Source organism: Flavobacterium glycines, from assembly GCF_900100165.1.
GTDB classification, from domain to species: domain Bacteria; phylum Bacteroidota; class Bacteroidia; order Flavobacteriales; family Flavobacteriaceae; genus Flavobacterium; species Flavobacterium glycines.
In genome coordinates, this window is record NZ_FNEO01000001.1 from 821,732 (window position 1) to 837,903 (window position 16,172).

The window sequence follows — 16,172 nt, forward strand, 5'->3', positions numbered from 1 at the left end:
CATAAATGGATTTGACTTTATGACTTTCGACTTTATAACTTTAAACTAAAATATATGTATTTTAAGTCAACATTTTTTGAAGATTACCAATTAGGAGATAAACGTGTAACATTGGGAAGAACCATCACCGAGACTGATTTTGTGGTGCATGCAGGACACACAGGCGATTTTTTTCCGCACCATATGGATGAAGAATGGTGTAAAACCCAGCCTTTTGGACAACGTATTGCGCATGGAACTATGGTATTGGCTATTGGAGTTGGACTCACGGCATCGGAGATTAATCCGGAAGCTTTTTCTAAGGGTTATGACAGAATGCGTTTTGTAAAACCAGTACACATTGGTGATACGATTCACTCAGAAATTACCATTTCAGAGAAAGGCGATGCTAAAAGACCGGAGATGGGAACAGTAACGGAGCACTTGGAAATCATCAATCAAAGAGGTGAAGTAGTAATGGTGTGCGACCATTTGTTATTAGTAAAAAGAAAAAATTAACCAACCAATAAATATAAAACATGCAAGTAACCAATCAGTTGGGAGACCAACACTCTGTTCCAACAGAAAAGGGGCAAGGACCAAATTATGTATTGCCTTTTATTTTAATAACGAGTTTGTTTTTCCTTTGGGGAATGGCTCATAATTTGGATTCAATTTTGATTCCGCACCTTAAAAAAGCCTGTCAGTTAAACAACCGTCAATCGACATTGATTGATACTTCGGTGTTTTTGGCTTATTTCCTGATGGCGATTCCTGCGGGAATGATTATCAAAAAAGTAGGTTATAAAAACAGTATTATTATCGGACTTTTGGTTTTTGCAACTGGGGCATTTTTGTTTGTTCCGGCAGCGAATACTCAGGCTTACGAATTGTTTTTAGTTGCCTTATTCATCATTGGTTGCGGATTAACTATTCTGGAAACCAGTGCTAATCCGTATGCTGCTATTTTAGGGCCGCCGGAATCTTCGTCTAAACGATTGAATTTGGCTGCTTCATTCAACGGTTTGGCTGCGATGGTGGCACCAATTGTAGGTTCGATGTTTATTCTTTCCGGAAAAAGTTTTACTCCTGAGCAAATGGCAGCTATGCCGGAAGCGGAAAGATTAACTTATTTAGCAGGTGAAGCGGCAGCAGTAAAATTACCTTACATCATTCTGGGAACTATATTGGTTTTAGTGGCAGTTTTATTTTATTTCATGCACTTGCCATCTATGAAACCGGAACATACAGAAGTTGAGGTAAAACCAGGATTTTTCTCTGTTTTAAAACACCGTCATTTGAGCTGGGCAGTAGTGGCACAATTTTTCTATGTTGGGGCACAGGTTTGTGTGACGAGTTTCTTTATCAGAATGGCAGAGCAAGGCGCTAATATGGACGAAATTACAGCGGCGTACTACTTAGGACTTTATGGAGTGCTGTTCATGGCGGGAAGATTCATTGGAACTTTCTTTTTGAAATATGTAAAAGATTATGTGTTACTTTCTATCTATGCGGTTTTGAGTGCGATTCTTTGTGCTGTGGCAATTTACGGAAGCGGTATTTATGTTATCTATGCTTTGGGTGCTATCGGATTTTTTATGTCGATTATGTTCCCAACCATTTTCTCTTTAGGTTTAGTGGGATTAAAAAGCAATACCGAAACAGGTTCCTCATGGTTAGTAATGTCTATTGTAGGAGGAGCGATTTTACCTTACGGAATGGGAACTTTGATTGATATGAATCATGATGATATTCAATCAGGTTATTTGATTCCGTTAGTGTGTTTCTTAATCATTCTTTATTTTGGAGTGTTTGGACACAAGGTGAAAAAAGTAGCTTAAATTCCTTTTTTTATAGAATAGCAAACCCCTCTTTTCAGGAATGAAAAGAGGGGTTTTGTAATTTTGAATAGTATATGCGTACTTCAGAATTTACAGGAGTTCCATATACTTTAGCTGGTATCCATTTAGTGTTTTTCAATTCATTTCTTATAATTTCTTCATCTTTATTAATATCTCTGGATATTTTTAAATCCTCTATTCTTCCAAGCTTATTGACAGTGAATAATAAGCTACAGCTGAAGTAGTTCCCTTTTATAAGTTTTGGTAAAACGGTATGGAAATATTTTTTAGTATTTTTATTTCCTCCAATAAAGTTAGGATATTGAAATGATTTTAGCTTTTTTTCATCTTTATTTTTATTCCATATTGTATCTAATGAAAAAACAGAAATTGGGACTATTAATTTATATTCATCTGGGATTTTATGTTGAAAGTCTTTGTCATTTTTAACGATATTTTCTATAGATTTTATTTTATAATATCGTTTTGTACTTCCTAGAATTTTCATTTCATATTCTAATGCTGTTTCGTTATCAAAAGTCAGAGGAGTATTTGGAAAAACTATTCCAGTTTTTATTTTGTCAGTTGTCCAAAGACTAATTTTGACTTGTTCCCCTAAATTCATGATTATCTCTCTACATTTGTAACCTAGAATATTTTTGTAATTATTAGTTTTTGTAATTATAGTATCACCATAAGCTGACCCCATTTGTAATAATTCCATTTGTTTAATTGACGAATAGAAAAAATGACTTTCTTTTAATTTTTGATTTAAAGCAAATCGGCTATTTAAATGTAGAACTTCAGAAATTTTTTTGTTTACGATTGTTATCTTAGAAGTAGTAAATAATAGGTCTTCATAAATCCTCACATTTTGATCATCAAACTTGACATCAAAATCAAATGGAATTCCTAAAATTTTACTTGTATAAATTAAATGTCCACTATTTAACTCCTTATTTTCTATATGAAAATTGTCTCTTTTACACGAAATACTTATTAAAATCAGAGTTAGTAATATTGTTTTTTTCAAAGTTCTTCTTGTTTAAATTTTCCACCAAGATACTATTATTTCATTAAGAAAGACAATACTTACTTTCTGAGGTTTGAAATAAATGGTTTAAATTAATTAAAGACTTTAATAAAATTTTAAATAAATTTACAGGATAATCGATTACATTTATTGTTATAATCAAAAAATAATTCTAAAAAAAAAGAAGAATGAAAAATAAATCAAGAAATTTTTTGTTTGCTGCTTTTGTTGTCATGCTATCGGGCTGGGCGCAAAACAGCGTCGCTCAAAATGCAAATCCTGTGAAAAATATAGAGGGAATTAGCATGTTGAATACACTTCAGGTAAAAGAGCCTGTTATTCCTAATAACTCAGTAAACATCAAAGATTTTGGTGCTGTGAATGGGGGCTATGTTTTAAATACCAAAGCTTTTGCCGATGCTATTGATGCTGTTTCCCAAAAAGGAGGAGGAAAAGTAATTATTCCTGCCGGGATTTGGTTAACAGGTCCGATTATTTTGAAAAGCAATTTGGAATTACATGCCGAAAGAGGTGCTTTAATCAAGTTTTCACCGGATAAAAGTTTGTATCCATTAGTTGAAACCAGTTTTGAAGGATTAAATACCTGGCGTTGTATCTCGCCTATATATGGTAAAAATTTAGAAAATGTTGCCTTTACCGGAAGCGGAGTTTGGGATGGTTCAGGCGAAGTGTGGAGGCAGGTTAAAAAAGCGAAACTTACCGAAAGTCAATGGAAAAAATTTGTTGCTTCAGGCGGAGTTGTAAATAAAGCACAAACAAGCTGGTATCCATCAGAAGTTTTTATGAATGCATCTGAAGGTGCTGATCAAAATGTTCGTTTGGATTTGAAAACTAAAGAAGATTTTGAAAAAATTCATGATTTTCTTCGTCCGGTGTTGGTAAGTATCCAAAACAGTAAAAATGTTCTTTTTGACGGGCCGGTGTTTCAAAATTCGCCAGCATGGAATATTCATCCTTTGATGATTGAAAATTTGATTGTTCGTAATGTAACCGTTCGTAATCCATGGTTTTCTCAAAACGGGGACGGATTGGACGTAGAATCCTGTAAAAATGTATTGGTAGAAAATTCCAGTTTTGATGTGGGAGACGATGCCATTTGTATTAAATCAGGAAAAGATAAAGACGGTCGTGATCGTGGTATTCCTTGTGAAAATATTATTGTCAGAAACAATATTGTGTATCATGGTCATGGTGGTGTGACTGTGGGAAGTGAAATGTCCGGAGGAGTGAAGAATTTACAAGTTTATAATTGTTCATTTATGGGAACTGATGTGGGATTGCGTTTTAAAAGTAACCGTGGACGTGGCGGAGTTGTTGAAAATATCTTTATTTCGGATATTTATATGACCGATATTCCATCACAGGCTATTTCTTTCGACTTGTATTATGGAGGAAAATCAATAGCTGAACAGTTGGAAGAAGGCGGAAACAAGGTGAGTAATAAAGCGCTTCCTGTTGACGAAAAAACACCACAGTTTAAGAATATTTCGATGAATAACATCACTATTGCCGGAGCGCAACAAGCGGTATTTTTACAAGGTTTACCTGAGATGAATCTTGAAAATATTTCTATTTCTAATTTAATTGCAAAAGCCGATAAAGGTGTTACCATTATTGACGGAAACGGAATCAAAATTAGCGATGCAAAATTTGATATTAAAGACAGCAATGTATTTACCATTTATAATGTAAAAAACAGCGCTTTGAAAAATGTTGAAATCAATTCGACTTCTCCAAAAGCTGTTACGATCAATGGGGAAGCTTGCCAAAATATTGATTTAACTTCTTCTTCAAGTTTATCTAAGAAAACATTCATTGGGGAAACAGTTCCTAAAAAAGCAGTGAAATTGTAATAGAAAATAAAATTACTAAAATCTCCAAAGTCGTCTGATTTTGGAGATTTTTTTATCCAATGCATTTAAACCAAATGTTTTTTTGATACTCTAAATAAAACCAACCCTCAAAAAATTATAAACTATGAACCGAACAAAAAGAAATTATCTGGCATTGCTAACGGTATTTGCCTTATCGGGTACTTTTGTAAATGCTCAATCGGATAAAAAAGAAGCCGAAATGATTACGACCAAACCATTTGGTGATAGCGAAAGACATTGGTACGGAATTAAAGATGAAAGTAACTTAATAAATCCGGTTCCTAATCAACCTAAATATTCGGATTCCGATTATACTAAAATTGCTGATAATATGATTCTTTTTCAACGTGCTAACGGTGGCTGGCCAAAGAATTATGATATGAAGGCAATACTAACGCCTGAACAAGTAGAGAAAGTAGCTTCTACCAAAGCGATTTTGCATACTACTTTTGACAACGAAACGACTTATACCCATATTTATTATTTAGCACAGGTTTATACCGTTACGCAAATTGAAAAATACAAAGAAGCCTGTTTAAAAGGAATTCAGTTTGTTATGGATGCGCAATATGCTAATGGCGGATGGCCTCAATATTTTCCGTTAGAAAAAGGCTACAGTCGTCACATTACTTTTAACGATGGTGCTTATATGGGCATTATCAATTTATTGGATAAGATAGTCAATAATAATCCTAATTTTTCTTTTGTAGATGAAGGAACGAAAGCGAAAGTTACTCTGGCTTACAATAAAGGAATTGATTGTATTTTAAATATGCAAATCAAGGATAACGGAAGATTAACCGCCTGGTGTCAACAACATGATGAGGAAACGTTGTTGCCTGCCTGGGCACGAAAATTTGAACCGCCAAGTATTTGTAATGCTGAAAGTGTTGGTGTTGTTTTGTTTTTGATGAAAATAAAAAATCCAAATGACAGAATCATTCAGGCGATACAAAGTGCTGTAAAATGGTTTGCCGATTCCAGAATTTACAACACCAGAACGGAGTCTTTTGAAATACAGGGATTCGAATCCAAATACAAAACCGTGAAACGCGATGTTAGAGTGGTAACCGATCTAACAGCTCCGCCTATTTGGACCCGTTATTATGAGTTAGGAAGCCATAAACCTTTGTTCTCTGACCGAAATAGTGAGTTTTTGTATTCCTTGGCTGAGGTGAGTGTAGAGCGCCGCAGTGGTTATTCCTGGTATACTTATGAGCCTCAGAAAGCACTGGATAAATATGCCGACTGGCAAAAAAAATATGCTGCAACTAATGATGTTTTGAAATGAAAATGATTTGAATTTAAAACTGACATGTAAGTCTACATATGAAAAAAAACCAGTGAGGTATTCTTCACTGGTTTTAACTAATTTATTGTAAATCTGTTTTTGTTTTAGGACTAATTACAATTATTTACGTTCAATAATACTAATTGCATAACCGCCGCCTGATACTGAAACCTGAGATAATGTAGATTTATTATTTACGGTTATTTTACGAATTGTATAGGCTTGCGGATTGGTTTTGTAATTAGCATCTTTAGCATCTTTAGCATCAGCATAAATAGTGGCTTCGTATTTCTTTCCTTTTTCTAAGAAATCAAATTTTATATTAGAAGCACGTGCTTTATAACCATTGACATTTCCAATAAACCAATTATTGGTTCCTTTGGCTTTTCTGGCTACTGTAACGTATTGTCCAGGTTCTGCTTCCAGATACTTACTATCCTCCCAATCAATGGCTACATCTTTAATAAATTGGAAAGCATCTGCAAAACGGTTGTAATTTTCAGGTAAATCGGCAGCCATTTGTAAAGGACTGTACATGGTTACATATAAAGCCAATTGATTAGCCAGTGTGCTGTTTACATGAGAATGATTGTTGGGATTTATTTTACTGATATCCATTTCAAAAATACCTGGAGTATAGTCCATTGGTCCGCCAATTAAACGTGTAAAAGGCAATACTGTAACGTGATTTGGTTTTGATCCGCCAAACGCCTGATATTCGGTTCCTCTTGCTGCTTCATTACCTATTAAATTAGGATAAGTTCTGCAGATTCCGGTAGGTCGAACGGCTTCATGGGCATTCACCATAATTTTATATTCGGCTGCTTTTTCTATTGCATACTGATAATGGTTTACAGTCCATTGACTGTAGTGATTATCCCCTTGAGGAACTATATTCCCAACATAACCACTTTTTACAGCATCATATCCGTTATCTTTCATGAATTGGTAAGCTTTGTCTATATGACGCTCGTAATTACGGATAGCTCCTGAAGTTTCATGGTGCATAATCATCTTAATGTCTTTTGATTTTGCATATTCATGAATGCCTTTTACATCAAAATCAGGATAAGGAGTAACAAAATCAAAAACATAATCTTTTGAATGTCCAAACCAATCTTCCCATCCTTCGTTCCAACCTTCTACTAAAACGGCACCAAAGCCATTTTCAGCTGCAAAATCAATATATTTTTTCACATTTGCGGTTGTAGCACCATGAGTTCCGTTTGGTTTTGCTTTAGCAAAATCAGTAACACCAAGTTGTACAGCAGGAAATTCATTGGTAAACGACCAGGAACTTTTTCCTGTGATCATTTCCCACCAAACGCCAACATACTTTACCGGTTTTATCCAGGAAGTATCTTCGATTTTACATGGTTCATTTAAATTTAAGGTCATCTTCGAAGCCAAAATCTCCCGCGCATCATCACTAACAATTATTGTTCTCCATGGTGACTGACAAGGAGCCTGCATATTTCCTTTGTCTCCATTGGTATTTGGTGTTAGCCAGGATTCAAAAATCATATTTTTATCATCTAAATTCAAATGCATGCAGGCATAGTTGATTAATGCTGCTTCATGAAGATTGATGTACAATCCCTCGTCTGTTTTCATCATTAAAGACGTTTGAACTCCAGTTGGAGAAAAAGCAGTTTGGGATACATTTTCGGTTCTGGATTTTTCATTTAGGTTTCTAATTTCAGATAATCTGGAGCTTGTGTAATCATATTCCTGGGTGTCATAATCTCCCGGTATCCAAAAAACAGTATGATTGCCGGTCATGGCAAATTGTGTTCTTTCTTCTTTTATCGTGAAATAAACCAGATTTTTTTGCGAAGGAAATTCATAGCGAAATCCAAGTCCGTCATTAAATAAACGAAAACGAATTATTATTTGTCTGTCTGTTCCTTTTTGATTTAAAGTTACAGCTAACTCATTATAGTTATTACGAATTGATGCTACTTCCCCCCATACTGGTTTCCAGGTTTCATCAAAAGCAGTCATTTTGGTATCGATAATAGTGAAATCATTGACTAAATATTTTGCATCATTTTTAAGATAAAGACCCAGTTTACTTGGTTTTATTACTACTTTGTCTTTGTAATTCAGACTATAAGATGGAGTGCCGTCATTTTGCAATGAAAACTCCATTTGTAATTTCTGATTTGGTGATTTTAATTTTTGAGCATTTACTGTGTTAAAAAGTAACACAGCTAAAGCTATAAAAAAAGATTGTTTCATTTTGTATTCAATTATAGTTTTGATTATTAATATTCGACAACTATCATTCCCCAGTATTGAATAAGCGGCACCTTAAATACCAAATTACCGCCTACCTGATTGAAAATTAATTCTTTTGAAGCACCTCCATCTAAATCAGGTGAAGCATACCATACTTTAGACACGGTATTGCTATTAGCTAAACTTAAAGTAAAATTCTTTTTTACTGTTGGTGTTGTTTGTTCCCCATTAGTATCACGCCAGTTTAGATTTGATGTATTCGAAAAATTAATCAAATGAAGAATTTGTTTGTTTGCCAAAGATTTACCAATTACTGAAACGGTAGAGGCCACTGGAGGCCAATTTTTTAAATTGAGTTGTCCATCACCCGAATTCAATACTGGGGAATTGAACGTTCCACCTTCTCTTAAAATATTTTCATAAGCAACCATAAAGTCGTAATATTTTTGAAGACGTGTTTTTAGCTCCCCACTCATCTGCAGGTTATTGTTAGGAAAATATTCTTTTGCCAGCATATGCTCTCCTAATTCTAAATGAGAACCTCCAAAAGCAAAGATTACCGCATCAGTAAATAATACTCCTGGAGTATTAAAAAATCCTGCCGAATTCGCTTTGTCATAATTCATATAAGCAGCTAAAACAGTATTAACCTGATTACTAGAAAGGGAATTGTTATCCTTAATGATATCTGCCAGGCTTTTATAGGTGTTATTTGGATCCCAAACTTCAGTATAGGCTATATCAACACCAGCACTTAAAATATTGGATTGACCGTATTGGTTAACCGCATTTAAAACCATTTTTTTATTAGGAAATTTGGTTTTTAAATTTTGAAGAAAAGGAGTAAAGGTTTGATTAATTTGAACAGTATTCCCATTATAATCATACACCGTTCCTCTGTCGCCTAATTGATCTAAATGCCAACCGTCAAAGTTTAAGTTATTATAAACTAATGTAGTTTTGTCAAAAATATAATTCTGCCAATTTGTGTTTCCCGGATTAGTAACATATATATCACTTAGCCAACCTGGTAAAGGATGCTTGTTTGCATTAGTGTGACTGTTATTGTTATAAATAAGCCATTCAGGAGATACTCCGTCTGTGGCATAATCATTCCATGCACCATACAAAAGGTTATAAAACATTGAAGCAATATTTTTGTTATGCCCTTTGTCGATATACGTTTTAACGGTATTGAAAGAAATATTTCTGTTGGCAATATCAACCCATGAAGTTGCAGGAACATTTCCATTCATTTTCAATGGAGCATGGTGTTTGTGTTGCCAGTCGTAAAATTGAATCGCATTAATGTGGAAATCTTTGAGCATATCAATATTTGCCGAAATCTGAGTATTAGAAAGCGTATTAAAATTACTTAAGAAACCATATCTCGGGAACTTAGTCCAATCAGAAGAAACGTCAACAGCTATTGTTCCGGCTATAGTTTCTACTCCATCGGTAATTTTATATATTTCTACCATGTAGCCCTTATAATCGTTTGTCGGTGGTGTCCACGTCCAGCTTGTACTGCTCATGGATTCCTCCTTGATTACAGTGTTTAGGTGTTTGTATCTTATGGTAAAACCAGATAATACTTTATTGGCAGTAAAAGAAATGACGTCTCCGGGAGCATATTTTGCTTTATCGGTTTTTAAAATTACTTCGGTAAGAAGCTGGTTTTCTTCAGGAATGTAATTGAAAGTGTCTTCCGCCTTTGTGCAGTGCAAAAAGAGCAGTGCCATTAATAAGAAAAAGCAATTATTTGTCTTTATCAGTTTCATAAAAAATAAGATTTGGAATTAAAATAACAGTGCCATCGCTTTAATGGCACTGTTGAAAATTTGAAATATGGCTATTAATTGATAGTCATCACATGGGTATCTAAGTTTATCGAAATAGTATGAGCTCCTCCAGAAAGTACTTTCCATTTATTGTCCGGACCATTACAGCCATGAGTAATAATATAAGTACCATCTGAAATGGATTGATTAGCTGTAGCAGGATTAATCCAATCTCCATCACACCAGTCTCCTTTGAATTTTGAAATTTTAAATTCTCCCGCATTCAACTGACCACTAAAAGTATAAACCCCATTTGAATAAGTCATAGGAGAGGGACTTCCTATATTCCAACCGTTAGGGCCTCCATCACCAATAATATATAAATTGACTTTTTGAATACTGATGGTATTGTTAGAGGTGTTTAATGTGATTTTATATCTTCCAGCCTCTGAAGACGAAACATTCCATTTGTTGTCCGGGTTGCAACCTGAACTTTGAGCAACTGAAGTGCCTGATAAAGCCTGACCATCAGTTAAAGGACGATACCATTCTCCACACCAGTTTCCCGTTGAACCGGCTAAAATTTTAAAACTTCCTGCTGTCAAATTAGCTTCATAAGTGAATATAAACGGATTAGCCGTACTTTGAGTAAACGCTTGTGGAGAATCTATATTCCAGCCACTTGGCGAAGCATCACCCACAATCCAAATTTGAGAAAATGGCGGAGCTGTCAAACGTTCCATGCTGATGGTTAAATTCAATAAATCTACTGTTACTTTATATTGTCCTGCTTGTGTAATTTCCCATTTTAAATCATCCCCGCTTCCATTTTGATTGTAGACTATTTTTGTTGCGTCAGTTGCATTTTTAGTGTAAAAATCCTGACACCAGCAACCGTCCTTGTTTACCGGTAATTTAAAAGCTCCCACGCTTAATGATCCCTGATAAACAAATGTTCCCGAAGTTGTTGAAGGAGTCATTTCTACCGCATTTGAAATATTCCATCCGGCTGGAGTAGCATCCCCAACCATAAATAATGTTGTAGAAACGGGTTTGTAAGCTGTTAATGAAAAAGTAACCATTGAAACCTGAGGCTCTGTTTCTAAACCTGCAACTGTTGCAATAATTTTGGCTTCAAAGTTTTGAGCTATTCCCGGGTTAATTCCAAAAGTATTTAACAAAATAAAATTTAAGTTTTTAATACTGATCGACTGGGAAAATTTATTGACACCTAAATCATATTCAAGAGCATTGGCAAAATTATTATTCGCTTTATCGATTTGTAATTTATAGCTAATCGAAGCGCTTGTTCCCTGATTGCTTCCAGTAGTCCAATTAAAAGTGATATTCTCATTTTGTTTTGACTCTAGTAGCACTAAATCCGGGTTGGAAATAGTCAGTTTTAACTCATTGTTGTAATTAACAACTGAATCTGTTAAGGTCTCTTCACATGAAGTATTCAGTAATGCCATAAATAAGACACTAAGAAAGTAAACTGTTTTTATAAAAATATTTTTTTTCATAATATCTAATGTTAATAACCAGGATTCTGGGTTAATTTTGAATTTCTGTCTCTTTCTATCTGAGGTATTGGAAATAATAAATGCTTTTGCGTAGCATTTGTTTTTCCAATAGAATGAAGAAAATCGAGAGCATATTGACCATTGTTTACACGTATCAGGTCAAACCATCTTTGACCTTCAAAAGCCAATTCTATTCTTCTTTCATGCAATACTTTTTCTCTGAACTGATCTTTACTCAAACCTGTAGCAATGTTTGGAAGTCCGGCCCGATTTCTAACTTTATTTAATGGAATTTCAGCTTGCGAGGTTTGTCCCAATTCGTTGAGTGCTTCTGCTTTCATCAAAAGAATACTTGAAAATCGCAATACAGGAAAGTTCATTGGGCTGTTGTCATAGGAAGAAGAAATACTCAATGGTACTAAAAACTTTCTCACATTATAACCCGTACTTGAATAGGAAGCCTGGTATGATTTTCCGTCAAATTGAGGAGCTCCTTCATACAAAACGGTTATATTTTTTCTTTTGTCATTAGCTTCATAATCATTGATGAATTCCGTTGTTGGTTGGTTCCATCCAAATCCCCCTCCAACAAAATTGGCACCTCTTGGTCCCATAAAAGGACTGGTCCATGAAGCCTGATTTTCATTGCTCCAAAAACTATAACCGCCATCGCTTGCATATTGCACTTCAAAAAGAGACTCAACAGAATTTTCAGCAGCAGTATTAAAATTATCACCATAGTTGGTATTCAATGCAAAGCCTAAACCTTCAACCTGAGTAGTCAAATCAACCACTTTTTGCCAATTATTTCCCAGAGTAAGATAAACTTCTGCCAATTCTCCCAAAGCAGCTCCTTTATTGGCTCTGCCAATATCACTTCCTGAGTACTCACTTTTATTTGGCAACAATTCGGCAGCCTTTTCTAAATCGGAAATAATTTGCTGATAAACTAAATCTTTAGAGACTCTGGCAGGATATAAATCGGTATCAGAACTTCCTGGTTCTGTAATTAAAGGGACATCTCCAAAGAAACGCACCAAGATGAAATAATAATGTGCTCTCAGGAAATAAGCTTCGCCCATAGAACGTTTTTTGATATTTTCGTCAATGTTTAAATTTGGAGCTACTTTCAAAACAGTATTAGCCATCAATATTCCTGGCCAAGGGCCTCTCCAGATATCCAAAACACCTTGATTATCGGTAGCTGTTGTAAAATTAGACATATCCTGAGTTTCAATACCATCAGATCCGCCGCCAGCACCTACAATACTATTACCTGCCATAATATCTGAAGTCCACATTCTCAAATTATATAACTTTGGCCATTGCAAAGGTTGATATGCTCCATTTACTATTGTAATCAATTCAGCCGCATTTTTTGGATAATTAGAGGTATTAATAGTATCCAAAGGGGCTTTGTCTAAGAAATCACTGGAACATTGTGTACAAGCAATAATTGCTGTTACAAAAACTATTTTCTTTATAAATTTCATTTTTTTATTTTTTTAAAATCCAACATTTAAACCAAGAGAAAGTGTTCTCGTTACTGGATATATATTATTATCAATTCCATTAGATGAAACCTCTGGATCAAAACCAGTATATTTTGTGAATGTGAACAAGTTCTGTCCTGACACATAAATTTTTGCATAGTCGAAAATCTTTTTACTTAAAAGATTAACAGGAATATTATAAGACAATGTCACGTTTTTAATTCTCATATAGGATCCATCTTCTATATAGCGGGAAGAGCCTCTGTTATTATTATTTGGATCTCCGTATACAGCTCTGGGAATAGTGTTGCTTGTTCCCGGAGCAGTCCACCTATTTAAAACGGCAGCCGATTGATTTGTGGTGATTGACATTGATTCCGTATAAAGTCTATTAGCGTTAAAAATATCATTACCGTTAACGCCTTGTAAATACACGCTTAAACTAAGATTTCCATAGGTTATCGTATTATTTAAAGAAGCTGTAAAATTCGGATTTGGATTGCCTATAAAAGTTCTGTCAGCATCTGTAATTAATCCATCATTATTCAAATCTTTAAATCTAATGTCTCCGGGTGAAGTACTGTTGCTAGATGAAGTTCCCTGTACTTGAACAGCATGATTGTTAACTTCAGTTTGTGTTTGAAAAATCCCGTCTTGAACAAAACCATAAAAAACATTTATTGGGTAACCTTCCTGAATTCTAGATACATTATAATTCAATCCTAATCCACCAGTAATCAATGGTGCATCACCATTTAAGTCAATTACTTTATTTCTATTCATCGAAAAAACAAAGTCAGTTGTCCACGAAAATTTATCTTTCTTGATGTTTTTAGTATTGATTACCAATTCAATCCCTTTGTTTTGGATTTTACCCGCATTGATATAAGGAACATATATATCTGAATACCCTGAAGTAACCGGCACCGATTGAGGAACTAACATGTCATTGGTGTTTTTTACGTAAGCATCTAATGTAACATTGATTCGATCATCAAAAAGAGTAGCATCTAAACCGATATTGTATTGTTCCTGTGCTTCCCATTTTACGTTAGAGTTAGGTAAAACTGTTGGAATGGCAGCACTGACAAATGCGCCATTGAAATTATACAGATAGGTATTGTAGTTTGATGAAAATGAATAATTCCCAATTTCCTGATTTCCGGTAATACCATATCCGAATCTTAGTTTTAAATAATTGACTACTTTTGATTTAAAAAAATCTTCATTTGAAACTCTCCATGCTAACGATCCAGAAGGGAAAGTTCCATATTTATTTCCTTGTCCAAATCGGGAAGAACCATCTCTTCTTACTGTGGCGGTTAAATAATATTTGTTCTTATAATCGAAATTACCTCTGGCAAATGTGGAGAAAATTGCCCATTCTGAACCACTTCCGTGCAATGTAGCCTGATTAATCCCATTATTTAACGTTTGAGTATTTTCACTGGCAAATTTTTGAATAGAACCGCTGATGTATTCAAATTTATTTTCCTGGGCACTTGTTCCCACTACGGCAGTTAAATTAATACCGTTGTCAAATTTCTTCTGAAAAGTCAAGGTGTTGTCCCAAAGCAAAGTAATAGCCTGATTGGAACTTTCACTCAAAAAAGCATTTGGTCCTATATTAGTATCCCATGCATAAGAAGGAACCCAGGTTCTGGTTTTCCAAAAATTAGCTTCTGCTCCTAAGATCGTTTTGAACTTGAAATTTTTTAAAAAAGTAAGTTCGCTAAATATATTTCCCTGAATATTATATCCTTTGGTGGTATTATCAACGATGGTTGCTTTTCCAATTGGATTATCTTGATTCCCCGAGTAAAGTGGTTGACCAATCGGTCCTGAAAAATTACCATTGTCTCTGTATATTGGCTGTGTAGGTAGTGACAGCAATGCATTTCCAATATTTACATCTCCCTGTGTCTTTACATCATGATTTAATTTTAAGCTGTTTCCAAATTTTAAATTATCAGATATTTTAGTATCACTATTGAATTGTAGAACATATCTTTTATAATCCGTATTCAGAATGATCCCTTTCTGGTCAAAAACGTTTACAGAGGTGTATACTTTAGATTTTTCATTACCGGTAGTATAAGCCAGCGTATAATTATTTTGATGTCCGGTATTGAAATAGGCATTCACCCAATCGGTTCCTTTACCTAAGCTTGCGGGATTTTGAAAATCCGGATTAGGAGTTAAACCTGCATTATTCAAAATGTCGTTATGAAGGCTCGCAAATTGAGAAGCATTTAAAACTTCTAACATATCAGTTGCTTCTGAAACTCCTGTAGAAAAATCAAAAGTCAAAGATGATTTCCCAACACTCCCTCTTTTAGTGGAAATAATTACAACTCCATTAGCTCCTCTCGCTCCATAAATAGCGGTTGATGAAGCATCCTTAAGAATTTGCATGCTTTCAACATCATTCATGTTTATTTGATTGAGACCTCCTGTCAAAGGCATACCATCAACAACAATCAATGGATCGTTATTACCGATGGTTCCTGTTCCTCTAATTCTAAATGTTGGGTTATCTCCAGGTTTTCCGGATGTAATAACCTGAACTCCGGCGGCACGACCCTGAATGGCATCTCCGACATTAGCAACAGGTTGTTTACTTAAATCAGTCAGTTTTATTGTAGATATTGAACCTGTTAAATCTTTTGATTTCACTTGTCCATAACCGATAACCACAACATCACTAAGTGTGTTTGACTCTTGTTGCAGTTTAATTTCCAAAAACTCTTTTCCGGATGTTTCTACTTCTTTTGGTTTATAACCCATGTAGGAAATAACCAATACGTTTTTTTTGTCAGACACCATTAAATTGAAAGTGCCATCGAAATCTGTAATTGTACTTGAATTGGTGTTTTTGATTAAAACAGTCGCTCCCGGCAAAGGTTTGTTGGTTTCATCCAAAACTTTTCCTGATAATTTAATTTTTCCTGTTTGTGCCATTATTAGAAATGGTGTGACAAGAAATGTTAGCAGTAATAAGGATTTTTTTACCCTATTAAATGAAACAATTTTCATAATGAATAATTTAGTTGGTTAGTTTATTTAGTTTTTGATAGTATTCGAATTGAATATCA

Annotated in this window: 10 protein-coding genes; 4 read left to right on the top strand and 6 right to left on the bottom strand. The window is 34.6% G+C overall.

Annotation, left to right across the window (positions count from 1 at the left end):
• Positions 1 to 54: 54 nt before the first annotated feature.
• Positions 55 to 498: a MaoC/PaaZ C-terminal domain-containing protein gene (locus BLR17_RS03155; protein ID WP_066327737.1), complete on the top strand. Its 444-nt coding sequence runs from the start codon at positions 55 to 57 to the stop codon at positions 496 to 498.
• Positions 499 to 518: 20 nt separating this feature from the next.
• Positions 519 to 1,820 carry an L-fucose:H+ symporter permease gene (gene fucP, locus BLR17_RS03160; RefSeq protein WP_083189367.1) on the top strand — a complete coding sequence of 434 codons (1,302 nt, stop codon included), beginning with the start codon at positions 519 to 521 and terminating at the stop codon, positions 1,818 to 1,820.
• A gap of 34 nt (positions 1,821 to 1,854) precedes the next feature.
• Here the strand turns inward: fucP and BLR17_RS03165 are convergent, their stop codons facing one another.
• Positions 1,855 to 2,853 (bottom strand): energy transducer TonB, encoded by a 999-nt coding sequence (locus tag BLR17_RS03165; protein ID WP_066327735.1) that lies wholly within the window; start codon positions 2,851 to 2,853, stop codon positions 1,855 to 1,857.
• 188 nt (positions 2,854 to 3,041) lie between these two features.
• Between BLR17_RS03165 and BLR17_RS03170 the strand changes: the two genes are divergently transcribed.
• The gene (locus BLR17_RS03170; protein ID WP_066327734.1) at positions 3,042 to 4,727 is read left to right on the top strand and encodes a glycoside hydrolase family 28 protein; all 1,686 of its coding nucleotides are present in this window, start codon (positions 3,042 to 3,044) and stop codon (positions 4,725 to 4,727) included.
• A 124-nt stretch (positions 4,728 to 4,851) separates the two neighbouring features.
• Positions 4,852 to 6,039, top strand: a complete 1,188-nt coding sequence (gene pelA / locus BLR17_RS03175) for a pectate lyase (RefSeq protein WP_066327733.1) — start codon at positions 4,852 to 4,854, stop codon at positions 6,037 to 6,039.
• Between the two features lie 120 nt (positions 6,040 to 6,159).
• Here the strand turns inward: pelA and BLR17_RS03180 are convergent, their stop codons facing one another.
• From BLR17_RS03180 to BLR17_RS03200, 5 genes are all read right to left on the bottom strand, one after another.
• Positions 6,160 to 8,280: a glycoside hydrolase family 97 protein gene (locus tag BLR17_RS03180; RefSeq protein WP_066327731.1), complete on the bottom strand. Its 2,121-nt coding sequence runs from the start codon at positions 8,278 to 8,280 to the stop codon at positions 6,160 to 6,162.
• 26 nt (positions 8,281 to 8,306) lie between these two features.
• Positions 8,307 to 10,061 (bottom strand): endo-dextranase, encoded by a 1,755-nt coding sequence (locus BLR17_RS03185; RefSeq protein WP_083189364.1) that lies wholly within the window; start codon positions 10,059 to 10,061, stop codon positions 8,307 to 8,309.
• 74 nt (positions 10,062 to 10,135) lie between these two features.
• Positions 10,136 to 11,584 carry a SusE domain-containing protein gene (locus BLR17_RS03190; protein ID WP_083189361.1) on the bottom strand — a complete coding sequence of 483 codons (1,449 nt, stop codon included), beginning with the start codon at positions 11,582 to 11,584 and terminating at the stop codon, positions 10,136 to 10,138.
• 11 nt (positions 11,585 to 11,595) lie between these two features.
• Positions 11,596 to 13,077, bottom strand: a complete 1,482-nt coding sequence (locus BLR17_RS03195) for a RagB/SusD family nutrient uptake outer membrane protein (RefSeq protein ID WP_066327723.1) — start codon at positions 13,075 to 13,077, stop codon at positions 11,596 to 11,598.
• Between the two features lie 12 nt (positions 13,078 to 13,089).
• A complete protein-coding gene (locus BLR17_RS03200; protein WP_245683110.1) occupies positions 13,090 to 16,038 on the bottom strand; it encodes a SusC/RagA family TonB-linked outer membrane protein in 2,949 nt (982 codons plus the stop codon).
• Positions 16,039 to 16,172 lie beyond the last annotated feature (134 nt).